Consider the following 21,911-nt stretch of genomic DNA (forward strand, 5'->3'; position numbering starts at 1 on the left):
GGAACACGGGATACCGGGCCCGACGGTTCAGTTCGGGACGCTACCGATGATCGCCGTCATGAACTGCTGGTCACCGACCAGGGCCAGCGTCACGCAGAGACCGGCCAGCAACGCCGTGACCACGAAGCCCGCGAGCGGGATCCAGAACGCGACGCGCCCGCGACGCAGGCGGCGCCAGGTGAGCACCGCGGTGAGCAGCCAGCCGATGCCGTAGACGAAGGCGGCCGCCGCACCCCAGAGGTATCCGGCCGACAGGTTGGTGTAGCTCGCGTCGACCCCGAGGATCTTGGCGGCGGTCTCGGCGTACGTGGGGAAGTCGAGCAGCTGCACGATCGTCGACACCGTCGACACCAGTCCGTACGCGAGCAGACCGCCCGTGAGGATCCGGTCCCAGAGCGGCCCGCGCAAACCCGCACGCCCGGTACCGGCCGACGGGGTCGCCTTCTCGGCCACCGGCGCGACGGGTTCGGGCTGCGGTGCGACCCCGGCCTCGAGCGCCTCGGTCACCTCGGGACGCTGGATGCGCGCGCGCTGTTCCTCCGGCGTCGCGTACTCGCCGTACTGCGGGCGGGGGCGCCCGTCGACGTCGCTCGCGCGCGCGTCATCGCCCGGGGCGGTCGACCGTTCTGCGCCGTCGCTCACGCGCTGCTCCGGCCGCCGAGCGCGCGACTGTCGCGCTTGCCGCTGGCATCCTGTCGCAGTTCCTTGGGGAGCGAGAAGATCAAGTCCTCTTCGGCGGTGCGCACCTCTTCGACATCGCGGTAGCCGGCGCGGGCGAGCTCTTCGAGCACCTCGCTCACGAGCACCTCGGGCACCGAGGCACCGCTGGTGACGCCGACGGTCTCGACACCGTCGAGCCACTCCTGCTTCACCTCGTCGATGTAGTCGACGCGATAGGCGGCCTTGGCGCCGTACTCGAGGGCGACCTCGACCAGACGCACGCTGTTCGAGGAGTTGGCCGATCCCACGACGATGACCAGGTCGGCGCCGACGGCGACCTTCTTGATCGCGACCTGACGGTTCTGGGTGGCGTAGCAGATGTCGTCCGAGGGCGGGTCCTGCAGCTGCGGGAAGCGCTCGCGCAGGCGCCGCACGGTCTCCATCGTCTCGTCGACCGACAGCGTGGTCTGCGAGAGCCAGACGACCTTCGACGGGTCACGCACCTCGATGGCATCGGCGTGCTCGGGAGAGTTGACCACCGTCACGTGCTCGGGGGCCTCGCCCGCGGTGCCCTCGACCTCTTCGTGGCCTTCGTGGCCGATCAGCAGGATCTCGAAGTCGTCGCGCGCGAAGCGCACGGCCTCACGGTGCACCTTGGTCACGAGAGGGCAGGTCGCATCGATCGCCTGCAGACCCCGATCGGATGCCGCCGACACCACGGCGGGCGACACCCCGTGCGCGCTGAAGACGACGTGCGATCCCGGGGGAACCTCGTCGACCTCTTCGACGAAGATCGCCCCCTTCTTCTCGAGCTCGGTGACCACGTGGATGTTGTGCACGATCTGCTTGCGCACGTACACGGGCGCGCCGTAGCGCTCCAGGGCCTTCTCGACGGCGATGACCGCGCGGTCGACGCCCGCGCAATAACCGCGCGGCGCCGCCAGCAGCACCTTCTTCTTTCCCTGTACGGGGATATCCTGGAGCCGCCCGCGTCGACCCGGGATTCGGGGAACGGGCAGTTGGACGACAGGTGTGCTCACCCCTCGATTCTATCGGGGCGCCCCTGGATGCCGGCCGAACCGGCCACCTCGACCCTTCCGGAGACCATGACCTCGTTCCAGCCCGAGACCATCGCGGGGCAGGCGCCGCCCGCCGACTCCGTGCACCCCCGCGAGTCGAGCACCGATGCGCCCACCTCGGTGTCGCGGCTGAACGACACCATCCGCGGCTTCATCGAACGATGGGGTTCGGTCTGGGTCGAGGGCGAGATCACCTCGTTCAACCGGCGCGGCGGCAACGTGTTCGGCCGTCTGAAGGACCTCGGCACCGAATCGACCGTGGCGTTCCGCATCTGGTCGAGCACGCTCAACCGCCTCCCCGCAGACCTCAAGGTGGGCGACCGCGTCGTCGCGTGCGTGAAGGCCGACTACTTCCCCCGCACGGGCGACTTCTCGTTCGCCGTGTCGGCGATGCGGCATGTGGGGCTCGGCGAACAGCTCGAGCGCCTCGAGCGCCTGCGCGTGCAGTTGCGGTCCGAGGGCCTGTTCGACCCGGTGCGCAAGAAGAAGCTCCCCTTCCTCCCCCACTGCATCGGGCTCATCACGGGTGAGAACTCGGATGCCGAGAAAGACGTGCACCGCAACGCCGAGCTGCGCTGGCCACGAGTGAACTTCCGCACGAAGTACGCCGCCGTGCAGGGCGAGCGCTGCGTGCCCGAGACGCTCGCCGCGCTGAAGGCGCTCGACGCCGACCCCGAGGTCGACGTCATCGTCATCGCCCGCGGCGGGGGCGATCCGCAGACGCTGCTGGGCTTCAGCGACGAACGAATCGTGCGGGCCGTGGCCTCGGCATCCACCCCGATCGTCAGCGCCATCGGGCACGAGAACGACCGCCCCCTGCTCGACGACGTCGCCGATGTGCGCGCATCGACCCCCACCGACGCCGCCAAGCGCGTCGTGCCCGACGTGGCCGAGCAGCGGGCGATCGTGGCGCAGCTGCGGGCCCGGCTCACCGGCCGACTGACCCAGCGCGTGCTGCACGACATCGCGCAGCTCGAGCAGATCCGCTCGCGCCCGGCGCTGCGCACTCCGCACTCCATGCTCACCTCCCGTGCGCAGGAGCTGTGGATGCTGTCGAATCGAGGCCGCGACATCGTCGACCGTCGGCTCGAGAGCGAACGTCGCCGCACGCGCGAGCTCAGCGCGGGCCTGCGCGCGCTCTCCCCGCTCGCCACCCTCGCCCGCGGATACGCGATCGTGCAGAGCGACAGCGGCTCCGTCGTGCGCGACGCCCGCGACGCCCCCGCCGGCGGCGCCCTGAAGATCACCGTCGAACAGGGCACGCTCGCCGCGCGCTCCGAGGGCGCCCTGCCCGACGACCGACCGCTCGACGCCGAGGCACCGGGCGACGGCGCGACCGCGCGTCCCGCCTAGAATGGATGCCATGACCGCGACGACCCCGGGCTCCGCCTCCGACGTCGCCACCCTCTCGTTCGAGCAGGCCCGCGACGAACTCGTGCGCGTGGTCGCCGAGCTCGAGCAGGGTGCCCCCACGCTCGAGGAGTCGCTGGCGCTCTGGGAACGCGGCGAGAAGCTCTACGCGCGCTGCGAAGAATGGCTCCTGGGCGCGAAGCGCCGGCTCGATGCCGCTCGCGGTGACGCAGGGGACGACTGATGGCCCGCGTCGTCGCCCATCTCGGCCGCCCCGAGACCCCGCAGGAGGCGGCCGACCGCAAGGCCGAGTCGTCGCGCCGGTATCGCTCCAGCAAGACCTTCCGCAACCTCATCGCGGCGCTGCTCGTGACCGTGGCCGTGGTGCTCGTCGTCGTGGCCGCCGTGCCGCGTGGCGAACCCGCCCCCCGTCCCGAGCCCGACGTGGTCGCCCTCGCGGCTGATCTCGAAGGCGATCGCGGGCGTCCGGTGCTCACCCCCTCGCTCGGCGAGGGGTGGCGCGTCAACCAGGCCACCATCGAGGGCAGCGGCGGCACGCAGGCGTGGACGATGGTCTACGTGCGCTCCGGTGAGTCCGGCTTCCTCCGGATCGCGCAGGGCTTCGACGCCGACGAGGCCTGGGCCGGACAGCTGCTCGACGGAACCCGGGCCACCGACACCACGACGATCGACGGCATCGAGTGGAACGTCTACCGCCCGGCGAACCCCGCGGGCACCGGCAACATCGACTACGCGCTGGCCACCGCCGCCGGCCCCGACTACGTGCTCGTGTACGGCGACGCCGCCCCCGAGACCGCGGCCCTGGCGGCCGCCTCCGTGACATCCCAGATCGAGCAGTTGAGAGAGGTCCCGTGAGCGAGCGCATGACCCCCCACCAGGTGTGGGAGCAGATGGTCGAGGGAAACCGTCGTTTCATCTCCGGCGCACCCGCCCACCCCCGGCAAGACGTCGAGCGTCGCGCCGAACTGGCCTCCGCGCAGCACCCTTCGGCGGCACTGTTCGGCTGCTCCGACTCGCGCCTCGCGGCCGAGATCATCTTCGACGAGGGCCTCGGCGACCTGTTCGTCGTGCGCAACGCCGGCCAGGTCATCTCCGACTCCGTGATCGGCAGCCTCGAATACGCCGTGGGCGTGCTCGAGGTCCCCCTCATCGTGGTCCTCGCCCACGACGCGTGCGGCGCCGTCGGTGCGGCCATCGAGAGCACCGGGGTCGATGCGCCCACCCTGCCCGCGTACATCTGGCGCCAGATCGCCCCGATCGTCCCCGCGGTGCGCCGCGTCCAGCGCGCCGGCGCCGTCGAGGGCCGCGTCCCCGACGCCGTCGATCCCGAGCTGGTCGGCCGCGAACACCTGCGCTACACCGTGGGCGAGCTGCTGCGGGCGTCCGAGCTGATCAGCGAAGCCGTCGCCGAGGGCCGCTGCGCCGTGGTGGGCGCGAACTACCGACTCGACGAAGGGGAAGCCTTCCCCGTCGTCATCGTGGGCGACATCGACGACTCGCGCGTCGAAGCGCCCGCGTGATGAGCCCCAACTGAAGCAGAACGACCGACCTGGAGGAACGACGACGTGACCGACATCGAGTACCGCATCGAACACGACACCATGGGTGAAGTGCGCGTGCCGAAGGACGCCCTGTACGCCGCGCAGACGCAGCGCGCCGTCGAGAACTTCCCCATCTCGGGCTCGGGCCTCGAGTCGACGCAGATCGCGGCCCTCGCCCGCATCAAGAAAGCCGCCGCCCTGGCCAACAAGGAGCTGGGCACGCTGGATGCCGGTATCGCCGACGCCATCGCGCAGGCCGCCGACGAGGTCGTCACCGGTCAGCACGACGCGCACTTCCCCGTCGACACGTACCAGACCGGCAGCGGCACCTCGTCGAACATGAACATGAACGAGGTGCTCGCGACGCTCGCGACCCGCATCCTCGGCTCGACCGTGCACCCCAACGACCACGTCAACGCGTCGCAGTCGTCGAACGACGTCTTCCCGACCTCGGTGCACATCGCCGTCACCCAGGCGCTCATCACCGACCTCATCCCCGCCCTCGACCACCTCTCGGTCGCGCTCGAGGCGAAGGCCGACGCGTGGAAGGGCATCGTGAAGTCGGGCCGTACCCACCTCATGGATGCCACCCCCGTCACCCTCGGTCAGGAGTTCGGCGGCTACGCCCGCCAGATGCGCCTGGGCATCGAGCGCGTGCAGGCCGTTCTCCCCCGCGTCGGCGAGGTCCCGCTCGGCGGCACCGCCGTCGGCACCGGCATCAACACCCCGCTCGGCTTCCCGCAGAAGGTCATCGAGCTGCTCGCGGCCGAGACCGAGCTGCCCATCACCGAGGCGAAGGATCACTTCGAGGCCCAGGCCAACCGCGACGGTCTCGTCGAGGCATCCGGGGCCCTCCGCACGATCGCCGTGTCGCTGACGAAGATCAACAACGACATCCGCTGGATGGGATCGGGGCCGAACACCGGTCTCGGCGAGCTGCACATCCCCGACCTGCAGCCCGGGTCGTCGATCATGCCCGGCAAGGTCAATCCGGTCGTCCCCGAGGCCACCCTCATGGTGTGCGCCCGCGTCATCGGTAACGACGCCACGGTCGCCTGGGCCGGTGCGTCGGGCTCGTTCGAGCTCAACGTCGCCATCCCCGTCATGGGCACGGCGCTGCTGGAGTCGATCCGCCTGCTCGCCAACGCCATGCGGGTGCTCGCCGACAAGACGATCGACGGACTCGAGGCCAACGTCGCTCGCGCCGAGGCGTTCGCCGGCATGTCCCCCTCGATCGTCACCCCGTTGAACAAGGTCATCGGCTACGAGGCCGCCGCCAAGATCGCGAAGCACTCGGTCGCCAAGGGCATCACCGTGCGCGAGGCCGTCATCGATCTCGGCTACGTCGAGCGCGGCGAGATCACCGAAGAGGTGCTCGACGCCAAGCTCGACCTGCTGTCGATGACGCACCCGGGCTGAGCCGCACGACGACGACGCCGAGGCGCGCCATAATCGGAGGATGAGCCCCACGACGAGACCGATCTCGACGCGGGTGCGAATCCTCGGCGCGATCCTCGGCGTCGTCCTGCTCGGCATGATGATCGCCGGCGGCATCACCTTCGCCGCTCAGCGCGAGCGTGTGCTCGCGAACGCGCAGAAGCAGCTCGACGGCTTCGCCTCGTCGGTGGCGTCGAGCTCCGACGACCCGGTCGACCTGGTCGCGGGAACGATCCCCGGCCGCACCGACGGCACGCTCGCGCTCGACGGCGACGAGGTGCTCGCCGCGACTCCCTCGCCCCCCGGTCTGGCCATCGCCGACGATCCGGTGCTCCTGGCCTCGCTGACCGCCCGTCTCGCCGACCGACAGCTGAGCGGGCAGGCCGACAGTTCCCACGGGCCCGTGCTGTACGTCGCCGTCGCGGATCGCGGAGCGACCGCCGTGCAGGTCATCTCGATCGACCAGCGCATGGAGCTGGTGGCGCTGTCGACGACCACCTACGCCCTCTCGGCGGTGGGAGTCCTGCTGCTCGTGGGAGTCGCGGGGTGGTTCGTGACGGGGCGCCTCTTCTCGCCGCTCAAGCGCCTTCGCGACACCACCGACGCCATCACGATCGACGACCTCGGCACGCGGTTGCGCGCACACGGGTACGACGAGATCTCCGACCTCACGACGTCGGTGAACGGCATGCTCGACCGCCTCGCGATGTCGGTCGACGCGCAGCGACACCTGCTCGACGACGTGCGGCACGAGCTGAAGACGCCCATCACCATCGTCCGCGGACACCTCGAGATGATGGATCCGTCGGATCCCCAGGACGCCTCCGACACCCGTGATCTCGGGATCGCCGAGCTCGACCGCCTGGCGCGCCTGGTCGACGACATCGACGCCCTGGCCGATGCCGAGACGGCCACCCTCTCGGCATCCCTCATCGACGTCGGGGGTCTCACCGACCGGGTGGCCGAACTCGTCGGGGCCATTCCCCATCACACCTGGAGCATCGAGGCACGGGCATCGGGCCGTGTCCACGGTGATGCCGACCGTCTCGTGCAGGCGTGGTTGCAGCTGGCCGACAACGCGGCGAAATACACCCCCGCCGGCTCCGCCATCGAGATCGGCAGCAGCGCCGACGACACGACGGCGCGGCTGTGGGTGCGCGATCACGGGCCGGGCATTCCGCCCGCCGCCCGTCACCGCGTCTTCCGCCGCTTCGATCGGATCTCCCCCGGGCGCGGGATCGAGGGCTCTGGTCTCGGCCTCGCCATCGTCGACGCCATCGTGCGCGCGCACGACGGACACTGCTCGGTGGGCGACACCCCGGGCGGCGGCGCCACGATGACCCTCCACCTTCCCCTCGTGCGCGGACGCTCCGCCGCCGAGCTTCCCACCCCGGTTCGCGCCGGAGACGTGGTCCTGCAAAGAGAGGCAACCGGATGACGCGCATCCTCATCGCCGAGGACGAAGAACGCATCTCGGCTTTCGTAGCCAAGGGCCTCGAGTCGGCGGGGTATCAGACGGTCACCGTCGGCGACGGCGCCGAAGCGCTCGACACGGCGCTGTCCGGTGAGGTCGACCTGGTGCTCCTCGACGTCGGTCTTCCCTCGCTCGACGGTTTCGAGGTGCTCCGCAGCCTGAGGGGGCAGGGTTCGTCGGTGCCCATCATCATGCTGACGGCCCGTACCGGCACGCGCGACACCGTCGAGGGCCTCGACGCCGGGGCCAACGACTACGTCGCGAAGCCGTTCAAGTTCGACGAGCTGCTCGCGCGCATCCGGTCGCGCCTGCGTGAACCCGTCCCGACGGGCACGATGACCGTGGCCCACGGCGACGTGACGCTCGACGTGCTCGCCCGCCGTGCGACCGTCGGCAGCCGCGCGATCGATCTCAGCGCCCGCGAGTTCGCCCTCGCCGAGGAGCTCATGCGCCACGCAGGGCAGGTGCTCAGCCGCGAGCAGTTGCTGAGCCGGGTGTGGAACATGGACTTCGATCCCGCGTCGAACGTCGTCGACGTGTACGTGCGCTACCTGCGCGCCAAGCTCGGCGCCGCGCACATCGTCACGGTCCGAGGCGCGGGGTACCGCTGGGAGTGACGCGCACGGGGTGAGGCGCGCTGCCACCGCCACCCGGGCCCGACCGAGCACGGCGGCGACCGTTCGCGGAAACTCGAAACCCCCGGTGGTGTACCGGGGGTTTCGAGGAGATCACGTTCACTACCGGCCGACGTACCCGAACGACGGCGGCAGGGGTGGAACGGATCTCGGGTTTCCTCAGGGGGAACCGCCGAGGCGGTGACGAGGTTTCCCTCGCCTCTGTGTCCAGCCTGAGGGGTCAAAGTGAGAGCGCGGGGAGGTGGACATGAGAAAGCTCTCATGTGGACCCGCAAGCACGAGAAGAGGGTCGGGACACCGTGGCATCCCGACCCCTCCTCGACCGCGGATCAGGACAGTTCGCCGGCCTCCAGCAGCTCGGTGACCAGGGCGGCGATGGCGGAGCGCTCCGAACGGGTGAGCGTGACGTGGCCGAAGAGCGCGTGCCCCTTGAGCGTCTCGATGACCGAGGCGACCCCGTCGTGCCGGCCCACTCGCAGGTTGTCGCGCTGCCCCACATCGTGGGTGAGCACCACCCGGGAGTTCTGGCCGATGCGGCTCAGCACCGTCAGCAGCACGTTGCGTTCGAGCGACTGGGCTTCGTCGACGATGACGAAAGCGTCGTGCAGCGACCGACCGCGGATGTGCGTGAGCGGCAGCACCTCGAGCATGCCCCGCGCCAGCACTTCCTCCAGCACGTTGCCCGAGACGACCGAACCCAGGGTGTCGAAGACCGCCTGACCCCAGGGGCCCATCTTCTCGGCCTGGTCGCCGGGCAGGTAGCCGAGCTCCTGACCACCCACGGCGAACAGCGGCCGGAACACGATGATCTTCTTCTGCTGCTGACGCTCCAGCACGGCCTCCAGCGCCGCGCACAGGGCCAGCGCCGACTTTCCGGTACCGGCACGTCCGCCGAGCGACACGATGCCGACCTCGGGGTCGAGCAGCAGGTCGAGCGCGATGCGCTGCTCGGCCGAGCGACCGTGCAGCCCGAAGGCGTCGCGGTCGCCGCGCACCAGCCGGAACTCGCCGTTCCCGGTCACGCGCCCGAGGGCCGATCCCCGCTCGGAGTGGATGATGAGACCGGTGTTGACCGGCAGCCCCACCACCGACTCGCTGACGGCGACCTCGCTCTCGTACAGGTCGGTCATCTCATCGCCCGACACGTCGAGCGAGGTGATGCCCGTCCACCCCGAGTCCATCGCCTGCTCGGCAAGGTACTCCTCGGTGTTCAGGCCCAGCGATGCCGCCTTCACGCGCATCGGCAGGTCCTTCGACACGACGGTCACCTCGGCGCCGTCCTGGGCGATGTTCATCGCCACGGCGAGGATGCGACTGTCGTTGCCGCCCATCCGCATGCCCGAGGGCAGCACCTGGGGGTCGGTGTTGTTCAGCTCGACACGTAGGGTGCCGTCGGTGCCCACGGGGACGGGGAAATCGAGGCGGCCGTGCTCGACGCGCAGTTCGTCGAGGTGGCGGAGGGCCTGGCGGGCGAAGTAGCCGATCTCGGGGTCGTGACGTTTGCCCTCGAGTTCGGTGATCACCACGACGGGGATCACCACCGAGTGCTCCGCGAAGCGGAAGAAGGCCCGCGGGTCGCTGAGAAGAACGGAGGTATCCAGGACATACGTGCGCAGGGCCTGGTCGGATCCGGTTTCGGATCCGGTGTTCTCGACGACGCGACGCTGGTCGTATGGTGCTCGTGCAGTCACAACCCACTCCCGACCCGGGTGAATCACCCGGTTGCCTCGAGTCGACCTGTGGGTCACGAGTCGCGATCCGAAGGTCGACCCGACCGGGCTCCGTGCCCGATGTGATCACCGTACGTCTCCGCGACACCGACGCGGGTCGTTAACACGCCACGAATGTGACGACTTCGTGAACAGCACGTTTTGGCGCCCGACGGGGTGGAGATCACTCGCGTCGAAGGTCGCCCCTCGGCGCCCGAGCGGGTCGTCGCGCTACTGCCCGTAGCGTCGGTCGCGCGCCGAGAAGTCGCGGATGGCCCGCAGGAAGTCGACCTCGCGCAGATCCGGCCCCAGCGCCTCGACGAAGTAGAACTCGGAGTGCGCCGACTGCCACAGCAGGAAGTCGCTCAGCCGCTGCTCCCCCGACGTGCGGATGACGAGGTCGGGATCGGCCTGACCGCCCGTGTACAGGTGCTCGCCGATCTGCTCGGGGGTGAGGCTCGCGGCCAGCTCCTCCATCGAGCCGCCCGAGGCGTCGTGCTTGCTGATGATGGAGCGCACGGCATCCACGATCTCGCTGCGCCCGCCGTACCCGACCGCGAGGTTGACGTGCAGACCCTCGTGACCGCGCGTGCGCTCGGTGGCCTCGTGCAGCACCTCGGCGAGCTCGGCCGGGAGCCCTTCGGCGCGACCGACGTGCTTGACGCGCCAATCGGGCTCGTGCGACAGCTCGCCGGCGAGCTGGGCGATGATCTCGAGCAGGTCCTGCAGCTCTTTGCTGTCGCGCTTGACGAGGTTGTCGTTGGACAGCAGGTAGAGCGAGACCACCTCGATACCGAGGTCGTCGCACCACCGCAGGAACTCGTGCATCTTCGCGGCACCCGCGCGATGCCCGTGAGCGGCGCTGTCGTACCCGAGCTGACGTGCCCAGCGGCGGTTGCCGTCGATCATCATGGCGACGTGGTGCGGCACGGTGGCCGGCATGCGGCGACGCAGGCGCGAGATGTACAGACGGTAGAGGGGCCCTCGCCCCTCGTTCCTCCACACGCGCGCCACCTTCCTACGCTACCGCGTCCCGGCCCGTTCACCGTGAACGTTCAGGTGCCCCTCGCTGGGGAAAGGGTGAGCCCTGCCCCCATGTACGCACCCTGGCATGGGGGCGGACGTAGGGTCGAAGACGTGACGCGCACGACCCCCTCAGACGGACCCGACATGCCCCAGCTCCCCCTCCTCGACGCCGGGGCGGTGGGCGCGCAGGCCGAGGTCAAACCCACCTGGCGCGGCTGGATCCACGCCGGAACGTTCCCCGTCGCGATCGTCGCGGGCATCGTGCTGATCGCTCTGGCCCAGGGAGCCCCGGGCAAGTGGGCCGCGGCCGTGTTCATGGCCACCTCGATGCTGCTGTTCGGCAACTCGGCCCTGTACCACCGCTTCCACTGGAAGCCCAAGACGCTCGCGGTGCTCAAGCGCATCGACCACGCGAACATCCTGCTGCTGATCGCCGGCACGTACACGCCGCTGGCGGTCCTGGCCCTGCCGACACCCAAGACGGTGCTGCTGCTCTCGATCGTCTGGGGCGGCGCGATCCTCGGCATCCTGTTCCGCGTGTTCTGGATCAACGCGCCGCGTTGGCTCTACGTCGCGCTCTACCTCGCCCTCGGGTGGGCGGCGGTCATGTACCTCGGCGACCTTCTCGCGGCGAACGTCGCGATGATGGTGCTCGTCGTGGTCGGCGGACTGCTCTACACCGGCGGCGCCGTGGTCTACGCGATCAAGAAGCCCAACCCGTGGCCCGGGCACTTCGGGTTCCACGAGATCTTCCACGTGTGCACCGTGCTGGCGTTCCTCTGCCACTGGACGGCGTGCCTGCTGATCGCCCTCGCCCCGGCGTACCACGGCGGATGATCCCGGATGCCGGGACCTCCGGCAGGAGTCAGACGCGCGGCGCGGTGGGGTCGGTGTCGTCGGCCGACGCCTCGCGTGCCCGCGCTTCTTCGGCGTCGAGCTCCGCGTTGACCTCTTCGCGGTACCGGCCGCGGCGGATGCGACGCAGCATGTCCCAGACGAGCAGGAACACGGCGACGCCGATGAACGCGATGGCGGCGAAGCCGAGCGGACCCGGCGTGACGATCGCGGGGTCGGGAGTGACGGCCGGGGTGGGCGTTGTCGCGAGAGCGACGAGCACGGGGAGCATGGAGTCCTTCGGTCCGGGCGGAAGCGCGTAGCCTGGATGTCCAGCCTAAAGCCCGGAGAGACCATGACGACGCAGGCCCAACTCGACGACCGCTACGGACGCACGCGTTCGCCGCGGCGGCGCATCGTGGGGTGGTCGATCGTGGCCGTGCTCGCCCTCGGCGCTATCGGGTACCTCGGCTGGACGACGGTGGCCGGCAGCCTCGGTTCGGTCACCGCGACCGACACCGGGTTCACGGTCGAGAACGAGCGCTCGGTCTCGACGACGTTCCAGATCACCGCCCCGGTCGGCGAGCCCGTCGCCTGCGCTCTCGAGGCGCGCGACGAGGAGCACGGGACGGTGGGATGGCGGGTCGTTCAGTACCCGGCATCCGAGGAACATTCCCGCGCGTTCACCGAGCAGATCCCGACGCTCGCGCTGGCGACGACAGGTTTTGTCAACGCCTGCTGGGTGCCGTAAACTCGCGGGATCACGACGCGCCCCGGCTCGATGCCGGGGCGTTCGACATATCCCCCGCCGACGGCTCCCGAACCCGCGCCGTCTGCGTTTCGACGAAGGAGTAACCGTGTCCAACGACGCTCAGGTGACGTTCCTCACGCAAGACGCCTACGACCGCCTGCACAACGAGCTCGAGCGCCTCTCGACCACGGGCCGTGAAGAGATCGCCAAGCGTATCGAGTCGGCGCGCGAAGAGGGCGACCTCAAAGAGAACGGCGGCTACCACGCCGCGAAAGACGAGCAGGGCAAGCAAGAGGCGCGCATCCGCACCCTCCAGCAGCTGCTCAAGGACGCCAAGGTCGGCGAGGCTCCCGAGAGCCACGGCGTCGTCGAGTCGGGCACCGTCGTGACCGCCATCGTCGCCGGCGGCGAAGAGGTCTTCCTCCTCGGCAACCGCGAGATCGCCGTCGACTCCGAGCTCGACGTCTACAGCGAGGCCTCGCCGCTGGGCGCGGCGATCCTGGGCCTCAAAGAGGGCGACAAGGGTTCGTACACCGCGCCGAACGGCAAAGAGATCAAGGTCGAGATCGTCAAGGTCGAGACCTACTCGGGCCAGTAAGCCCCACCGTCCGGGAGCCGCTCTCCCCTTCGGGGTGGGCGGCTCGCGGCGTTCACGGCACGGGTGGTGCGCTCAGCGCCTCAGTTGGGAACGACCGTGGCCACGAACCCGGCGTCTTCCAGCGTGCGGATGACGAGGGCCCGGTGCTCTTCGCCGCGGGTCTCGACGCTCAGTTGCAGCACGACCTCGCTGATCTGCATGCCCTGACCGTGACGTGTGTGAAGCACCTCGATGACGTTGGCGCCCGCCTGGGCGAGGAGTTCCGAGACGCGGGCGAGCTGGCCCGGACGGTCGGGAAGCGGGATGCGCAGCGACATGTAGCGACCGGATGCCGCGAGGCCGTGCGCCACGACGCGCTGCAGCAGCAGCGGGTCGATGTTGCCACCCGACAGGATCGCCACCGTGGGGCCGGTCGCCGTCACCTTTCCGGCCAGGATGGCGGCGACACCGACGGCACCCGCGGGCTCCACGACCTGCTTGGCGCGCTCGAGCAGCACGAGCAGGGCCCGGGCCATGTCGTCTTCGGTGACCGTGACGACCTCGTCGACGAACTGTCGGACGAGCTCGAACGGGAGATCGCCGGGCCGCGCCACGGCGATGCCGTCGGCGATGGTCGGCGTGGTCTCGATCTGCATCGGGTACCCGGCGGCCAGCGACGACGGGTACGCCGCGGAGTTCTCGGCCTGTACGCCGATGACGCGCACGGTGCGCCCCTCGGCGGCAGCGCGCGTCTTCACCGCCGTGGCGACTCCCGCGGCGAAGCCCCCGCCGCCGATGCCGACGATCACCGTCTCGAGGTCGGGCATGTCTTCGACGAGCTCGAGCCCGAGCGTCCCCTGGCCCACGACGATGTCGCGGTGGTCGAACGGGTGGATCAGCACCGCGCCGGTGCGCTCGGCGAACTCGGCGGCCAGACGCAGCGGGGTCTCGACGGTGGCGCCCTCGAGGATGACCTCGGCGCCGTACCCGCGTGTGGCCAGGAGCTTCGGCAGCGGCACACCCAGCGGCATGAAGATCGTCGCCGCGATGCCGAGCTGCTGCGCGGCGAGGGCGACGCCCTGCGCGTGGTTTCCGGCGGAGGCGGCGACCACGCCCCGGGCACGCTCCTCGGCGGTCAGGCGCGAGAGACGGTATGTCGCGCCGCGGATCTTGAACGAGCCGGTGCGCTGAAGGTTCTCGAGCTTGAGGTTGACCGGCACGCCGAGCAGTTCGGTGAGGTGCAGCGATTCGTCGAGGGGCGTCCGCGTGATGATGCCGCGCAGGGCCTGCGCGGCATCTTCGAACTCGGCCAGGGTGGGAGTGTCGTTCATGTCTTCCTTCCGCGCTCGCGCGGGACGGTCTGCCAGATGAGATCTCGGGATACCAGGGCCTCGCCGTCGTGCTGCCACGCATTCGAGCTGAGGTACACGGCGACGACGTTGACGAAAGCGGCGAGGGGCACGGCGAACAGCGCGCCGGCGATCCCGCCGATCATGGCGCCCCCGGCGACGACCAGAACGACGGCGAGCGGATGCACCTTGACGGCCGAGCCCATGAGGATCGGCTGAAGGATGTGGCTCTCGACCTGCTGGACGCCCAGCACCACGATCAGCATGAACAGCGCGATGAGCGGTCCGTTGTAGACCAGCGCGATGAACACCGCGAGAGCGCCGGTGGCGACGGCTCCCACGAACGGGATGAACGCGCCGAGGAACACCAGCACGCCGATCGGGATCGACAGCGGAACGCCGAGCAGGAAGGCACCGAGGCCGATGCCGACCGCGTCGATGGTGGCGACGAGCAACTGCGTGCGGGCGTAGCTCTTCACCGTGCGCCAGCCGGCCCGACCGGCGCCGTCGACCGCGGGGCGGGCGACGCGCGGGAAGAGCCGTGTGGTCCAGCGCCAGATCCCGCCGCCGTCGGCGAGCAGGCACAGGAGGATGAAGAAGGTGAGCAGCAGCCCGGTGCCCACGTGCCCGAGCGTCGTTCCAATGGCGAGGGCCCCGGTCCACAGCACCTCGGCCTGCTGCTGGAGGAACGTGCCCGCGCGGTTCAGGCCGTCGTCGATCTGCTGCGCACTGAGGTGCAGCGGGCCATCGATGAGGTACTGCCGGAACTGACCGACCGCGGCGACCGTGCGCTCGCGTACCGACCCGGACTCTCGGGCGATCTGCCAGACCGCGAGCCAGACCAGGCCCGAGATGATCGCGATGGTGGTGAGCACCGTGACGACGATGGCGAGCCACTTGGGCCACCGGTGTCGGAGCAGGAACGAGAAGCCGGGCCACACCAGCGCGGTGACGAGGATCGCCACCAGCAGCGGGATGACGAGCAGCTTCAACTGGATGACGATGAAGATGACGACGCCGAGGGCCGCGGCGATGATGAGCAGCCGCCATGCGTAGGCCGTGGCCTGGCGCAATGCCGGCGGAACCGGGGGCTGCAGATCGCTCGAGACGGTGCGCCGCTTGAGGACGTCGAGGAAGGATCCGCGGGGTTCGGGATCGGTTCCGGTCATTCCGTCAGCCTACCGTCGCTCTCCCCGGCGATCGCTGCGATGTCGGCGGTGGTGGATACGGTGAGGAGCATGACCACGACGCTCCGTCGCGCCGACGCGCGCCGTATCGCCCTTGCCGCGCAGGGCTTCGCCCGCGCCCGTCCCGAGATGGTGGGCACGCGCCAGATCACCGGGGCGCTGCATCGCATGCGCATCCTCCAGATCGACTCGGTCAACGTCTTCGCGCGCTCCCACTACATGCCGCTGTTCGCCCGCCTCGGCGCCTACGACACCGGGCTGCTCGACAAGCTCGCGTTCTCGCGGCGGCCGACCTGGGTCGAGTCGTGGGCGCACGTGGCGTCGCTCGTCTCGGTCGACGATTGGCCGCTGCTGCAGTTCCGCCGCGACGCGATGCGCGCCAAGTACGGCGACGACGAATGGGCGCGGGCGAACCGGCCCCTGCTCGACTGGCTGCGCGACGAACTGGCCGCGCGCGGGCCGCTCCGACCGGCCGACATCGACAACGACGCCCGAAGCGGCTCGCGGGGGTCGTGGTGGGGGTGGGACGACGTGAAGAACGGGCTGGAGCGACTGTGGCTGAGCGGTGACGTCGCCATCGCCGGACGCCGCGGCTTCGAGCGACGCTACGGGCTGGCATCCGATGTGCTGCCGGCGGCGGCGCTCGAGACATCTGTCCCCCGTGCCGCGGCCATCGCCGAGCTCGTGCGCCGCGCCGCCGTCGCGTACGGCGTCGCCACCGCGGCCGACCTGGCCGATTACTGGCGCATCCGCGACCGCCCCGCGGTCCTCGCCGCGATCCGCGATCTGGTCGACACCGGCGAGCTGCTTCCCGTCGAGGTCGAGGGCTGGCTCGTGGCGGGTCGCCCCGCGAAAGCCTGGCTGCATCGCGACGCCGCCCGCCCTCGAAAGCTCGACGTCGCAGCCATCCTCACCCCGTTCGACCCGATGGTGTGGTTCCGCGACCGTGCCGAGCGGCTCTTCGACTTCGACTACCGGATCGAGATCTACACGCCCGCGCCGCAGCGGCGGTTCGGCTACTACTCGCTGCCGGTCGTGGTGGGCGACGACGTGGTGGGCCGCCTCGACCTGAAAGCCGACCGCGCGAACAGCACCCTCCGCGTGCAGTCGGCGTGGTGGGAGCAGGGGGCGCCGCCCGATGCCGCCGACCGCGTCGCCGAAGAGCTGCGAACTGCGGCGCGGTGGCAGGGCCTGGAGCGCGTGACGGTCTCGCGCTGGGGCGACGCGGTGGACGCCATCGCCGGGGCGTTGCGTGCGGAGCGGCACGACCACCCCGACGACCGCGCCAACGAGAACGCGCCCCCTCCGGTGAGAGGGGGCGCGTGACGTCAGAACTGCACGCGTGGGGGTTCCGCGATCGCCGCACCATCGACGACCTCGAAGAACTCGCGCTCGCGGAAGCCGAGCTGGCGCGCGAAGAGGTTGTTGGGGAAGACCTTGATCTTCGTGTTGAGCTCCCGCACGCCACCGTTGTAGAACCGACGCGAGGCCTGGATCTTGTCCTCGGTGTCGACGATCGAGTGCTGCAGCTGCAGGAAGTTCTGGCTCGCCTGGAGCTGCGGGTACGCCTCGGCAACGGCGAACAGCGACTTGAGCGCCTGCTGCATGTGCCCCTCGGCGACACCGGCCTCGGCCGGGCTCTGGGCCGACAGCGTCTCGGCGCGGGCGCGGGTGACGTTCTCGAACACGGCCTTCTCGTGGGCCGCGTAGCCCTTCACCGTCTCGATGAGGTTGGGGAGCAGGTCGGCACGACGCTTGAGCTGGACGGTGATGTCACTCCACGCCTCGTCGACACGCACGTTCAACGCGACCAGGGCGTTGTAGGTGGCCCACAGATAGATCCCGGCGATCGCCAGAATGCCGACGATCACGATGACCGGTACAAGCCACTCCCACATAAGTCCCCACCCTCAGTTCGCGAGATTGCCCTTCAGTGTAACTGCGGGGCACCGGCCGGAACGGGTGGGTGGCGGGGACTCCCAGAGAACGTGCATAGTACGCGGACGTCCGAGGATGCGACGTACCCCCGGTGGGGCTCGAACCCACACTGAAGCGATTTTAAGTCGCCTGCCTCTGCCATTGGGCTACGGGGGCCCGACCTCCACCGTATCGCTCGACGGCGCGGCATCCGGGGCCGTGTACGACGAGACCCCCGCACCCGGCGGGGTACGAGGGTCTCGATCAGCGGAAGATCACTTCGCCGCGACGGGCTCGGCCTTCTTCTCGGCCGGAGCTGCCGGCGCCGGAGCGTCGGCCGCGGGCGCCGCCGGACGCGGGCGCGCGGCGAACTCCTCGAACGCGGCGCGGGGCTGCTGGACGGCCTCGAGGTTGACGACCTCGCGACCGTGCAGGAAGTTCTGCACCCAGTCGCCGACGACGCGGAACTTGCGCTCCCACGTCGGCATGGCCAGACCGTGGTAACCGCGGTGGGCGAACCAGGCGATCAGGCCGGTCAGCGCGATGTTGCCCGACTGGAATGCGCCGTTGTAGAGCCCCAGGCCGGCGACGGCGCCGAGGTTCTTGTGGTTGTACTCCTTGGGCTCCTCGCCGCGCAGCACCGCGACGAGGTTCTTCGCCATGAGCTTGCCCTGGCGTACCGCGTGCTGGGCGTTGGGAACGCAGAAGCCGCCCACGCCGCCACCCGACAGGTCGGGAACGGCCGAAACGTCGCCGGCGGCCCAGGCACCCTGGACGATCTCTTCTTCGGTGCCGACGCGCAGGTCGGGGCGCGTGCGGATGCGACCACGCTCTTCGACGGGCAGGTCGCTGCCACGGACGACCGTGGGGTTGGCCATGACACCGGCGGTCCAGATGATGAGGTCGGTCGGCAGGTTCTCGCCGGTCGACAGCTCGATGACGCCGTCGACGGCGCCCTTGACCTGCGTGTCGAGGTGCACGAAGGCACCCTTCTTCGCGAGGTCGGCGAGCACCCACTCGCTCGTCTTCTGCGACACCTCGGGCATGATGCGGCCCATGGCCTCGATGAGGTGGAAGTGCGTGTCCTCGAACGCGAGCGTGGGGTACTGCTTGAGCAGCGACGAGGCGTACGCGCGGAGCTCCGCGAAGACCTCGATGCCGGCGAAGCCGCCACCGACGACGACGACGGTCAGCAGGCGGTCCCGCTCGGGACCGGCGGGCAGCACCGACGCCTTGTCGAAGTTCGACGTGAGGCGGTCGCGGATGGCCACGGCCTCTTCGATGGTCTTGAGCCCGATGGCGTTGTCGGCGATGCCCGGGATCGGGAACGTGCGCGACACGGCGCCGGCGGTCACGACGATGTGGTCGTAGCTCTGCTCGAACGTCTCGTCACCGGCGATCGGAGAGATCGTCGCCGACTTGGTGGCGTGCGAGATCCCGGTGATCTTGCCCGCGATGACGGTGGTGCGCTTGAGGTGGCGGCGCAGGCTCACCACGACGTGGCGCGGCTCGATCTCGCCGGCGGCGACCTCGGGGAGGAACGGCTGGTACGTCATGTACGGCAGCGGGTCGACGAGCGTGACTTCGGCCTCGTTACGGCCGAGGAGCTTCTCGAGCTTCCACGCGGTGTAGAAACCTGCGTAGCCCCCACCGACGATGAGGATTCTGGGCACGGTAGTGGTCACGATGTGAGGGACTCCTCGTTTGTGGTGCGGCTCGGCTCGCGGGAGATGCGCGCCTGTCTTATTCGCCGGGCAGCAGCAGTGACACCGAGCGCAATCATTATAGCGGCCAGTGTGCCCGCGCCGAGCGGCAGCGATCCGTACAGAACGCTATCGCGCGACGGCAGCAGAGGCGAACCCGCCTCGGGCGCCGATGTCACCGGCGGTAGCGGTGGAATCTCGACCGCCGTGGCGGTCGGGGTCGGCGCGGGTTCCGCGTCGGCCCGACGGTAGAGCCGGATCCACTCCGACAGACTCCCGAGCGGGTTCTCCGAGACGGTGTCGACCCGCGCCGAGATGGCTGCCGCCGCGTTGACGAGTCCGTAACCGTAGAGCTTGTCGGGCACGGTCGTGGCGCCGGCGGCGGGCTTCGCGGTGCTGATCAGACGGTTGAGGACGTTATCGGCATCCAGGTCGGGGTGGGCTGCGCGAACGAGGGCGGCGATGCCGGCGACGATGGGAGCGGCCCCGCTCGTGCCGTTCCATTGCACGAGCGTGCCGTCGGCCGACACCCCGCGCAGGCGCTCACTCGGCGCCGACAGCCCGATCGTGATGCCCTGCGTCGACGCGCTGCTGCTCGCGGTGCCGTTCGGGTCGACGCCGCCCACGGCGAGGACGCCCGGGATCGTGGCGGGCGCCCCGACGCGGTCGGTGCCACTCCCCCGGTTGCCCGCGGCGACGACCACCACGACGTCGTTGTCGAAGGCGTACTCGAACGCGTCGTCCCAGCTGCGGTCCCAGTCGAGGGTGTTGGTGGTCAGCGACAGGTTGATGACGGTCGCACCGTTGTCGACCGCCCACCTCATGGCCTCGGCGATCTGCTCGGTGAACGGTTTGGTCGTCGATGCGCCGAACCCGACCGAGATCGACAGCAGCTCCGCTTCGGGCGCCACCCCGATCATGCCGCGGCCGTTACCGGTCCCCCGCGAAGCCGCGAGCGAGGCGACCCAGCTGCCGTGGTTGGCGTCCACGGCGCCGACCGGGGTGCGCCCGTCCGACGAACCGACACCCGATACGTCGGTGCCTCCCGCGATCGCGCCGTTGAACTCGACGGGGCCGCGCCCGATCCCGGTGTCGATGATCGCGATCTTCTGCCCCGCGCCGCGCGTGGTGTTCCACGCCTCGCGCACGCCGTACTGGTCGAGCCAGTACTCCGACGCGCGAACCGAGTCGGTGGGGTCCTCGGGCACGGGCGGAGCCGGTGTCGCGTTCGCCGGGGCCGAGGGAGCCGTGCCGGTGAGCACGGGCGGAGCGGTCGCCGCGCCGGTCAGCACCATCGCGACGACGATGGATGCCACCCCCGCGACGACGCGTTTCATCCGCCGGTCCCGGGGCTCTCGCACTCGCAGCGCTCGGGCGAGAAGGTGCCGCGCTCCAGTGCACGGTCGCCGATGGGGTTCACACCCGGCCCGGCGGCCAGGGAGTGACCGGCGAGGGCGTGCAGACACTTCACCCGGGTGGGCATGCCACCCGCCGAGATCCCCGCGATCTCCTCGGGCTCGCCGTACGCCGCGCGATCGCGCAGATAGGCCTCGTGCGCGGCGAGGTACTCGGCGCGCAGGTCTTCGTCGGCGGCGAGCTCGTCGGTGAACTCCACCATGACGTGACCGGCCTCGAGCACCGACATCGCCGCCGTGGCCGCGGGGTGCGTGAGGTAGTAGAACGTCGGAAACGGACTGCCGTCACCGAGTCTGGGCGACGTGGCCACGACGGTCGGGTTGCCGCAGACGCACCGCGCGGCGATGCCGATGACCCCGCGGGGCACGCGACCCAGCTGCGCCTGCAGCACGGCGAGGTCGGCGTCGGACGCGGGGGGAAGGTGCGTGGTAGTCATCGCTCCCAGGGTACCGGTCCGGTCTCGGCGTTCCGCGAGATCGGTGTCGGCGGTCGGAGTCCGAGCACGACGGGAGCCCCGCGGGTCGCGCGACGGGCGCGCCCGTCGCTGTCGCCGCTCACGGGGCGGGCGTCGCCTCGGGTGCGGGCGTGGGGTCGGGCACGCCGATCTCGACCGTGGTCGGCACGGCCACCTGCGCGGCACCCGAGTCGGCGACCGAGCGCACGAGCTGCGCCATCCAGTCGGTGCGGGTCTGACCCACGTCCTCGCTGACGTCCTGCTGCTCTTGGGGGGTGGCCGAGACGGGCAGGTCGTTGTCGATGAGGTACACGACCTCGCCGGGGAACGTGTAATACAACCGCTCGCGTGCCTGGGTGGTGATGTAGGCGGGGTCGGACCAGCGCTCTCGCTGCGACTCCAGTTCGGCGACGTCGTCGCGGCTGACGGCGACCGCGTTCTGCAGCGCCTGGATCTGCTGACGCTGATCCATGTAGGTGCCCACGGTCGGCACGAGCACGAAGGTGCCGAGCACGACGAGCCCCAGCATGATGACGACGAAGCCCGACACGCGCACCTTGCCGAGCCACTCGCGCACGTCGACGCGCCGCGGGGTCGACGGCGTCGAGCGGGACGCACGGGGTGACGGGGCGGCCTTCGCCGACTTCTTCGTGCCGTTCTTCTTCGCGGGCGTGGCACCGGATGCCACGGGCCGGCGGGGAGGCAATGTCGGTCGGTCCACGGCATCCCCTCTCGTTCTCGCCCGCGCGGTCACGGGCGACGGGCGGAGCCGAGTCTACGTCGCCGACCCG

General features: G+C 70.2%; 23 protein-coding genes and 1 tRNA gene. 11 read left to right on the forward strand and 13 right to left on the reverse strand.

Annotated elements, in window-relative coordinates; translation table 11 throughout:
* Positions 1-27 precede the first annotated feature (27 nt).
* Positions 28-642, reverse strand: coding sequence for a DUF6264 family protein (locus tag IFU40_RS08315; protein WP_191926012.1), 615 nt, complete (start codon positions 640-642; stop codon positions 28-30).
* Positions 639-1,700 carry a 4-hydroxy-3-methylbut-2-enyl diphosphate reductase gene (locus IFU40_RS08320; RefSeq protein ID WP_181015947.1) on the reverse strand — a complete coding sequence of 354 codons (1,062 nt, stop codon included), beginning with the start codon at positions 1,698-1,700 and terminating at the stop codon, positions 639-641. Before IFU40_RS08320 ends, IFU40_RS08315 begins: the two co-directional genes overlap by 4 nt.
* A gap of 66 nt (positions 1,701-1,766) precedes the next feature.
* Here IFU40_RS08320 and xseA point away from each other — a divergent pair, with 66 nt between their 5' ends.
* Genes xseA through IFU40_RS08355 form a run of 7 tightly spaced genes read left to right on the forward strand, consistent with a single transcriptional unit; the run spans position 1,767 to position 8,179 of the window.
* Positions 1,767-3,092, forward strand: coding sequence for an exodeoxyribonuclease VII large subunit (gene xseA / locus IFU40_RS08325; RefSeq protein WP_191926013.1), 1,326 nt, complete (start codon positions 1,767-1,769; stop codon positions 3,090-3,092).
* A gap of 1 nt (position 3,093) precedes the next feature.
* The gene (locus IFU40_RS08330; protein ID WP_055836088.1) at positions 3,094-3,333 is read left to right on the forward strand and encodes an exodeoxyribonuclease VII small subunit; all 240 of its coding nucleotides are present in this window, start codon (positions 3,094-3,096) and stop codon (positions 3,331-3,333) included.
* Positions 3,333-3,965 carry a DUF4245 family protein gene (locus IFU40_RS08335; protein WP_191926014.1) on the forward strand — a complete coding sequence of 211 codons (633 nt, stop codon included), beginning with the start codon at positions 3,333-3,335 and terminating at the stop codon, positions 3,963-3,965. The genes IFU40_RS08330 and IFU40_RS08335 overlap by 1 nt, the downstream gene beginning before the upstream one ends.
* Entirely contained in the window at positions 3,962-4,630 is a 669-nt protein-coding gene (locus IFU40_RS08340; RefSeq protein WP_082509617.1) for a carbonic anhydrase, read from the forward strand. The genes IFU40_RS08335 and IFU40_RS08340 overlap by 4 nt, the downstream gene beginning before the upstream one ends.
* A gap of 45 nt (positions 4,631-4,675) precedes the next feature.
* Positions 4,676-6,070 carry a class II fumarate hydratase gene (locus IFU40_RS08345; protein ID WP_070409673.1) on the forward strand — a complete coding sequence of 465 codons (1,395 nt, stop codon included), beginning with the start codon at positions 4,676-4,678 and terminating at the stop codon, positions 6,068-6,070.
* A gap of 40 nt (positions 6,071-6,110) precedes the next feature.
* On the forward strand, positions 6,111-7,526 hold the full coding sequence (locus IFU40_RS08350; protein ID WP_191926015.1) for a sensor histidine kinase: 1,416 nt from the start codon (positions 6,111-6,113) through the stop codon (positions 7,524-7,526).
* Positions 7,523-8,179: a response regulator transcription factor gene (locus IFU40_RS08355; RefSeq protein WP_055836077.1), complete on the forward strand. Its 657-nt coding sequence runs from the start codon at positions 7,523-7,525 to the stop codon at positions 8,177-8,179. The genes IFU40_RS08350 and IFU40_RS08355 overlap by 4 nt, the downstream gene beginning before the upstream one ends.
* A 347-nt stretch (positions 8,180-8,526) precedes the next feature.
* Here the strand turns inward: IFU40_RS08355 and IFU40_RS08360 are convergent, their stop codons facing one another.
* Positions 8,527-9,888: a PhoH family protein gene (locus IFU40_RS08360; protein ID WP_055939533.1), complete on the reverse strand. Its 1,362-nt coding sequence runs from the start codon at positions 9,886-9,888 to the stop codon at positions 8,527-8,529.
* Between the two features lie 249 nt (positions 9,889-10,137).
* Positions 10,138-10,911, reverse strand: coding sequence for an isoprenyl transferase (locus tag IFU40_RS08365; protein WP_070410052.1), 774 nt, complete (start codon positions 10,909-10,911; stop codon positions 10,138-10,140).
* A gap of 165 nt (positions 10,912-11,076) precedes the next feature.
* On the opposite strand from IFU40_RS08365, the gene trhA reads away from it, so the two are divergent.
* Positions 11,077-11,769, forward strand: a complete 693-nt coding sequence (gene trhA, locus IFU40_RS08370; RefSeq protein ID WP_191926059.1) for a PAQR family membrane homeostasis protein TrhA — start codon at positions 11,077-11,079, stop codon at positions 11,767-11,769.
* 28 nt (positions 11,770-11,797) lie between these two features.
* Here trhA and IFU40_RS08375 read toward each other — a convergent pair whose 3' ends face one another.
* Positions 11,798-12,058, reverse strand: coding sequence for a hypothetical protein (locus tag IFU40_RS08375; protein WP_055939530.1), 261 nt, complete (start codon positions 12,056-12,058; stop codon positions 11,798-11,800).
* Positions 12,059-12,121: 63 nt separating this feature from the next.
* Here IFU40_RS08375 and IFU40_RS08380 point away from each other — a divergent pair, with 63 nt between their 5' ends.
* Both IFU40_RS08380 and greA read left to right on the forward strand, forming a co-directional pair.
* Positions 12,122-12,517, forward strand: a complete 396-nt coding sequence (locus tag IFU40_RS08380) for a DUF4307 domain-containing protein (RefSeq protein WP_055836069.1) — start codon at positions 12,122-12,124, stop codon at positions 12,515-12,517.
* A gap of 106 nt (positions 12,518-12,623) precedes the next feature.
* Positions 12,624-13,115: a transcription elongation factor GreA gene (gene greA / locus IFU40_RS08385; protein WP_055836066.1), complete on the forward strand. Its 492-nt coding sequence runs from the start codon at positions 12,624-12,626 to the stop codon at positions 13,113-13,115.
* Between the two features lie 80 nt (positions 13,116-13,195).
* Here the strand turns inward: greA and ilvA are convergent, their stop codons facing one another.
* Together ilvA and IFU40_RS08395 are read right to left on the reverse strand one after the other, a co-directional pair.
* Positions 13,196-14,425, reverse strand: a complete 1,230-nt coding sequence (ilvA, locus tag IFU40_RS08390) for a threonine ammonia-lyase (protein ID WP_055836063.1) — start codon at positions 14,423-14,425, stop codon at positions 13,196-13,198.
* Positions 14,422-15,612 (reverse strand): AI-2E family transporter, encoded by a 1,191-nt coding sequence (locus tag IFU40_RS08395; protein ID WP_191926016.1) that lies wholly within the window; start codon positions 15,610-15,612, stop codon positions 14,422-14,424. The genes ilvA and IFU40_RS08395 overlap by 4 nt, the downstream gene beginning before the upstream one ends.
* Before the next feature lie 69 nt (positions 15,613-15,681).
* Here IFU40_RS08395 and IFU40_RS08400 point away from each other — a divergent pair, with 69 nt between their 5' ends.
* The gene (locus IFU40_RS08400; protein ID WP_191926017.1) at positions 15,682-16,956 is read left to right on the forward strand and encodes a winged helix-turn-helix domain-containing protein; all 1,275 of its coding nucleotides are present in this window, start codon (positions 15,682-15,684) and stop codon (positions 16,954-16,956) included.
* Between the two features lie 2 nt (positions 16,957-16,958).
* Here IFU40_RS08400 and IFU40_RS08405 read toward each other — a convergent pair whose 3' ends face one another.
* From IFU40_RS08405 to IFU40_RS08430, 6 genes are all read right to left on the reverse strand, one after another.
* Positions 16,959-17,528, reverse strand: coding sequence for a LemA family protein (locus IFU40_RS08405; RefSeq protein ID WP_055836054.1), 570 nt, complete (start codon positions 17,526-17,528; stop codon positions 16,959-16,961).
* Positions 17,529-17,651: 123 nt separating this feature from the next.
* Positions 17,652-17,724, reverse strand: a tRNA-Leu gene (locus tag IFU40_RS08410).
* A gap of 98 nt (positions 17,725-17,822) precedes the next feature.
* A complete protein-coding gene (locus tag IFU40_RS08415; RefSeq protein WP_235561593.1) occupies positions 17,823-19,232 on the reverse strand; it encodes an NAD(P)/FAD-dependent oxidoreductase in 1,410 nt (469 codons plus the stop codon).
* The gene (locus IFU40_RS08420) at positions 19,229-20,587 is read right to left on the reverse strand and encodes a S8 family serine peptidase (protein ID WP_070409666.1); all 1,359 of its coding nucleotides are present in this window, start codon (positions 20,585-20,587) and stop codon (positions 19,229-19,231) included. The genes IFU40_RS08415 and IFU40_RS08420 overlap by 4 nt, the downstream gene beginning before the upstream one ends.
* Complete coding sequence (locus IFU40_RS08425; protein ID WP_191926018.1) at positions 20,584-21,102, reverse strand: DUF501 domain-containing protein; 519 nt, start codon at positions 21,100-21,102, stop codon at positions 20,584-20,586. Before IFU40_RS08425 ends, IFU40_RS08420 begins: the two co-directional genes overlap by 4 nt.
* A gap of 118 nt (positions 21,103-21,220) precedes the next feature.
* Positions 21,221-21,841: an FtsB family cell division protein gene (locus IFU40_RS08430; protein WP_342343500.1), complete on the reverse strand. Its 621-nt coding sequence runs from the start codon at positions 21,839-21,841 to the stop codon at positions 21,221-21,223.
* Positions 21,842-21,911 lie beyond the last annotated feature (70 nt).

Origin of the sequence: Microbacterium sp. CFBP 13617 (genome assembly GCF_014839445.1) — a bacterium.
In the GTDB taxonomy this organism is placed as follows: Bacteria; Actinomycetota; Actinomycetes; order Actinomycetales; family Microbacteriaceae; genus Microbacterium.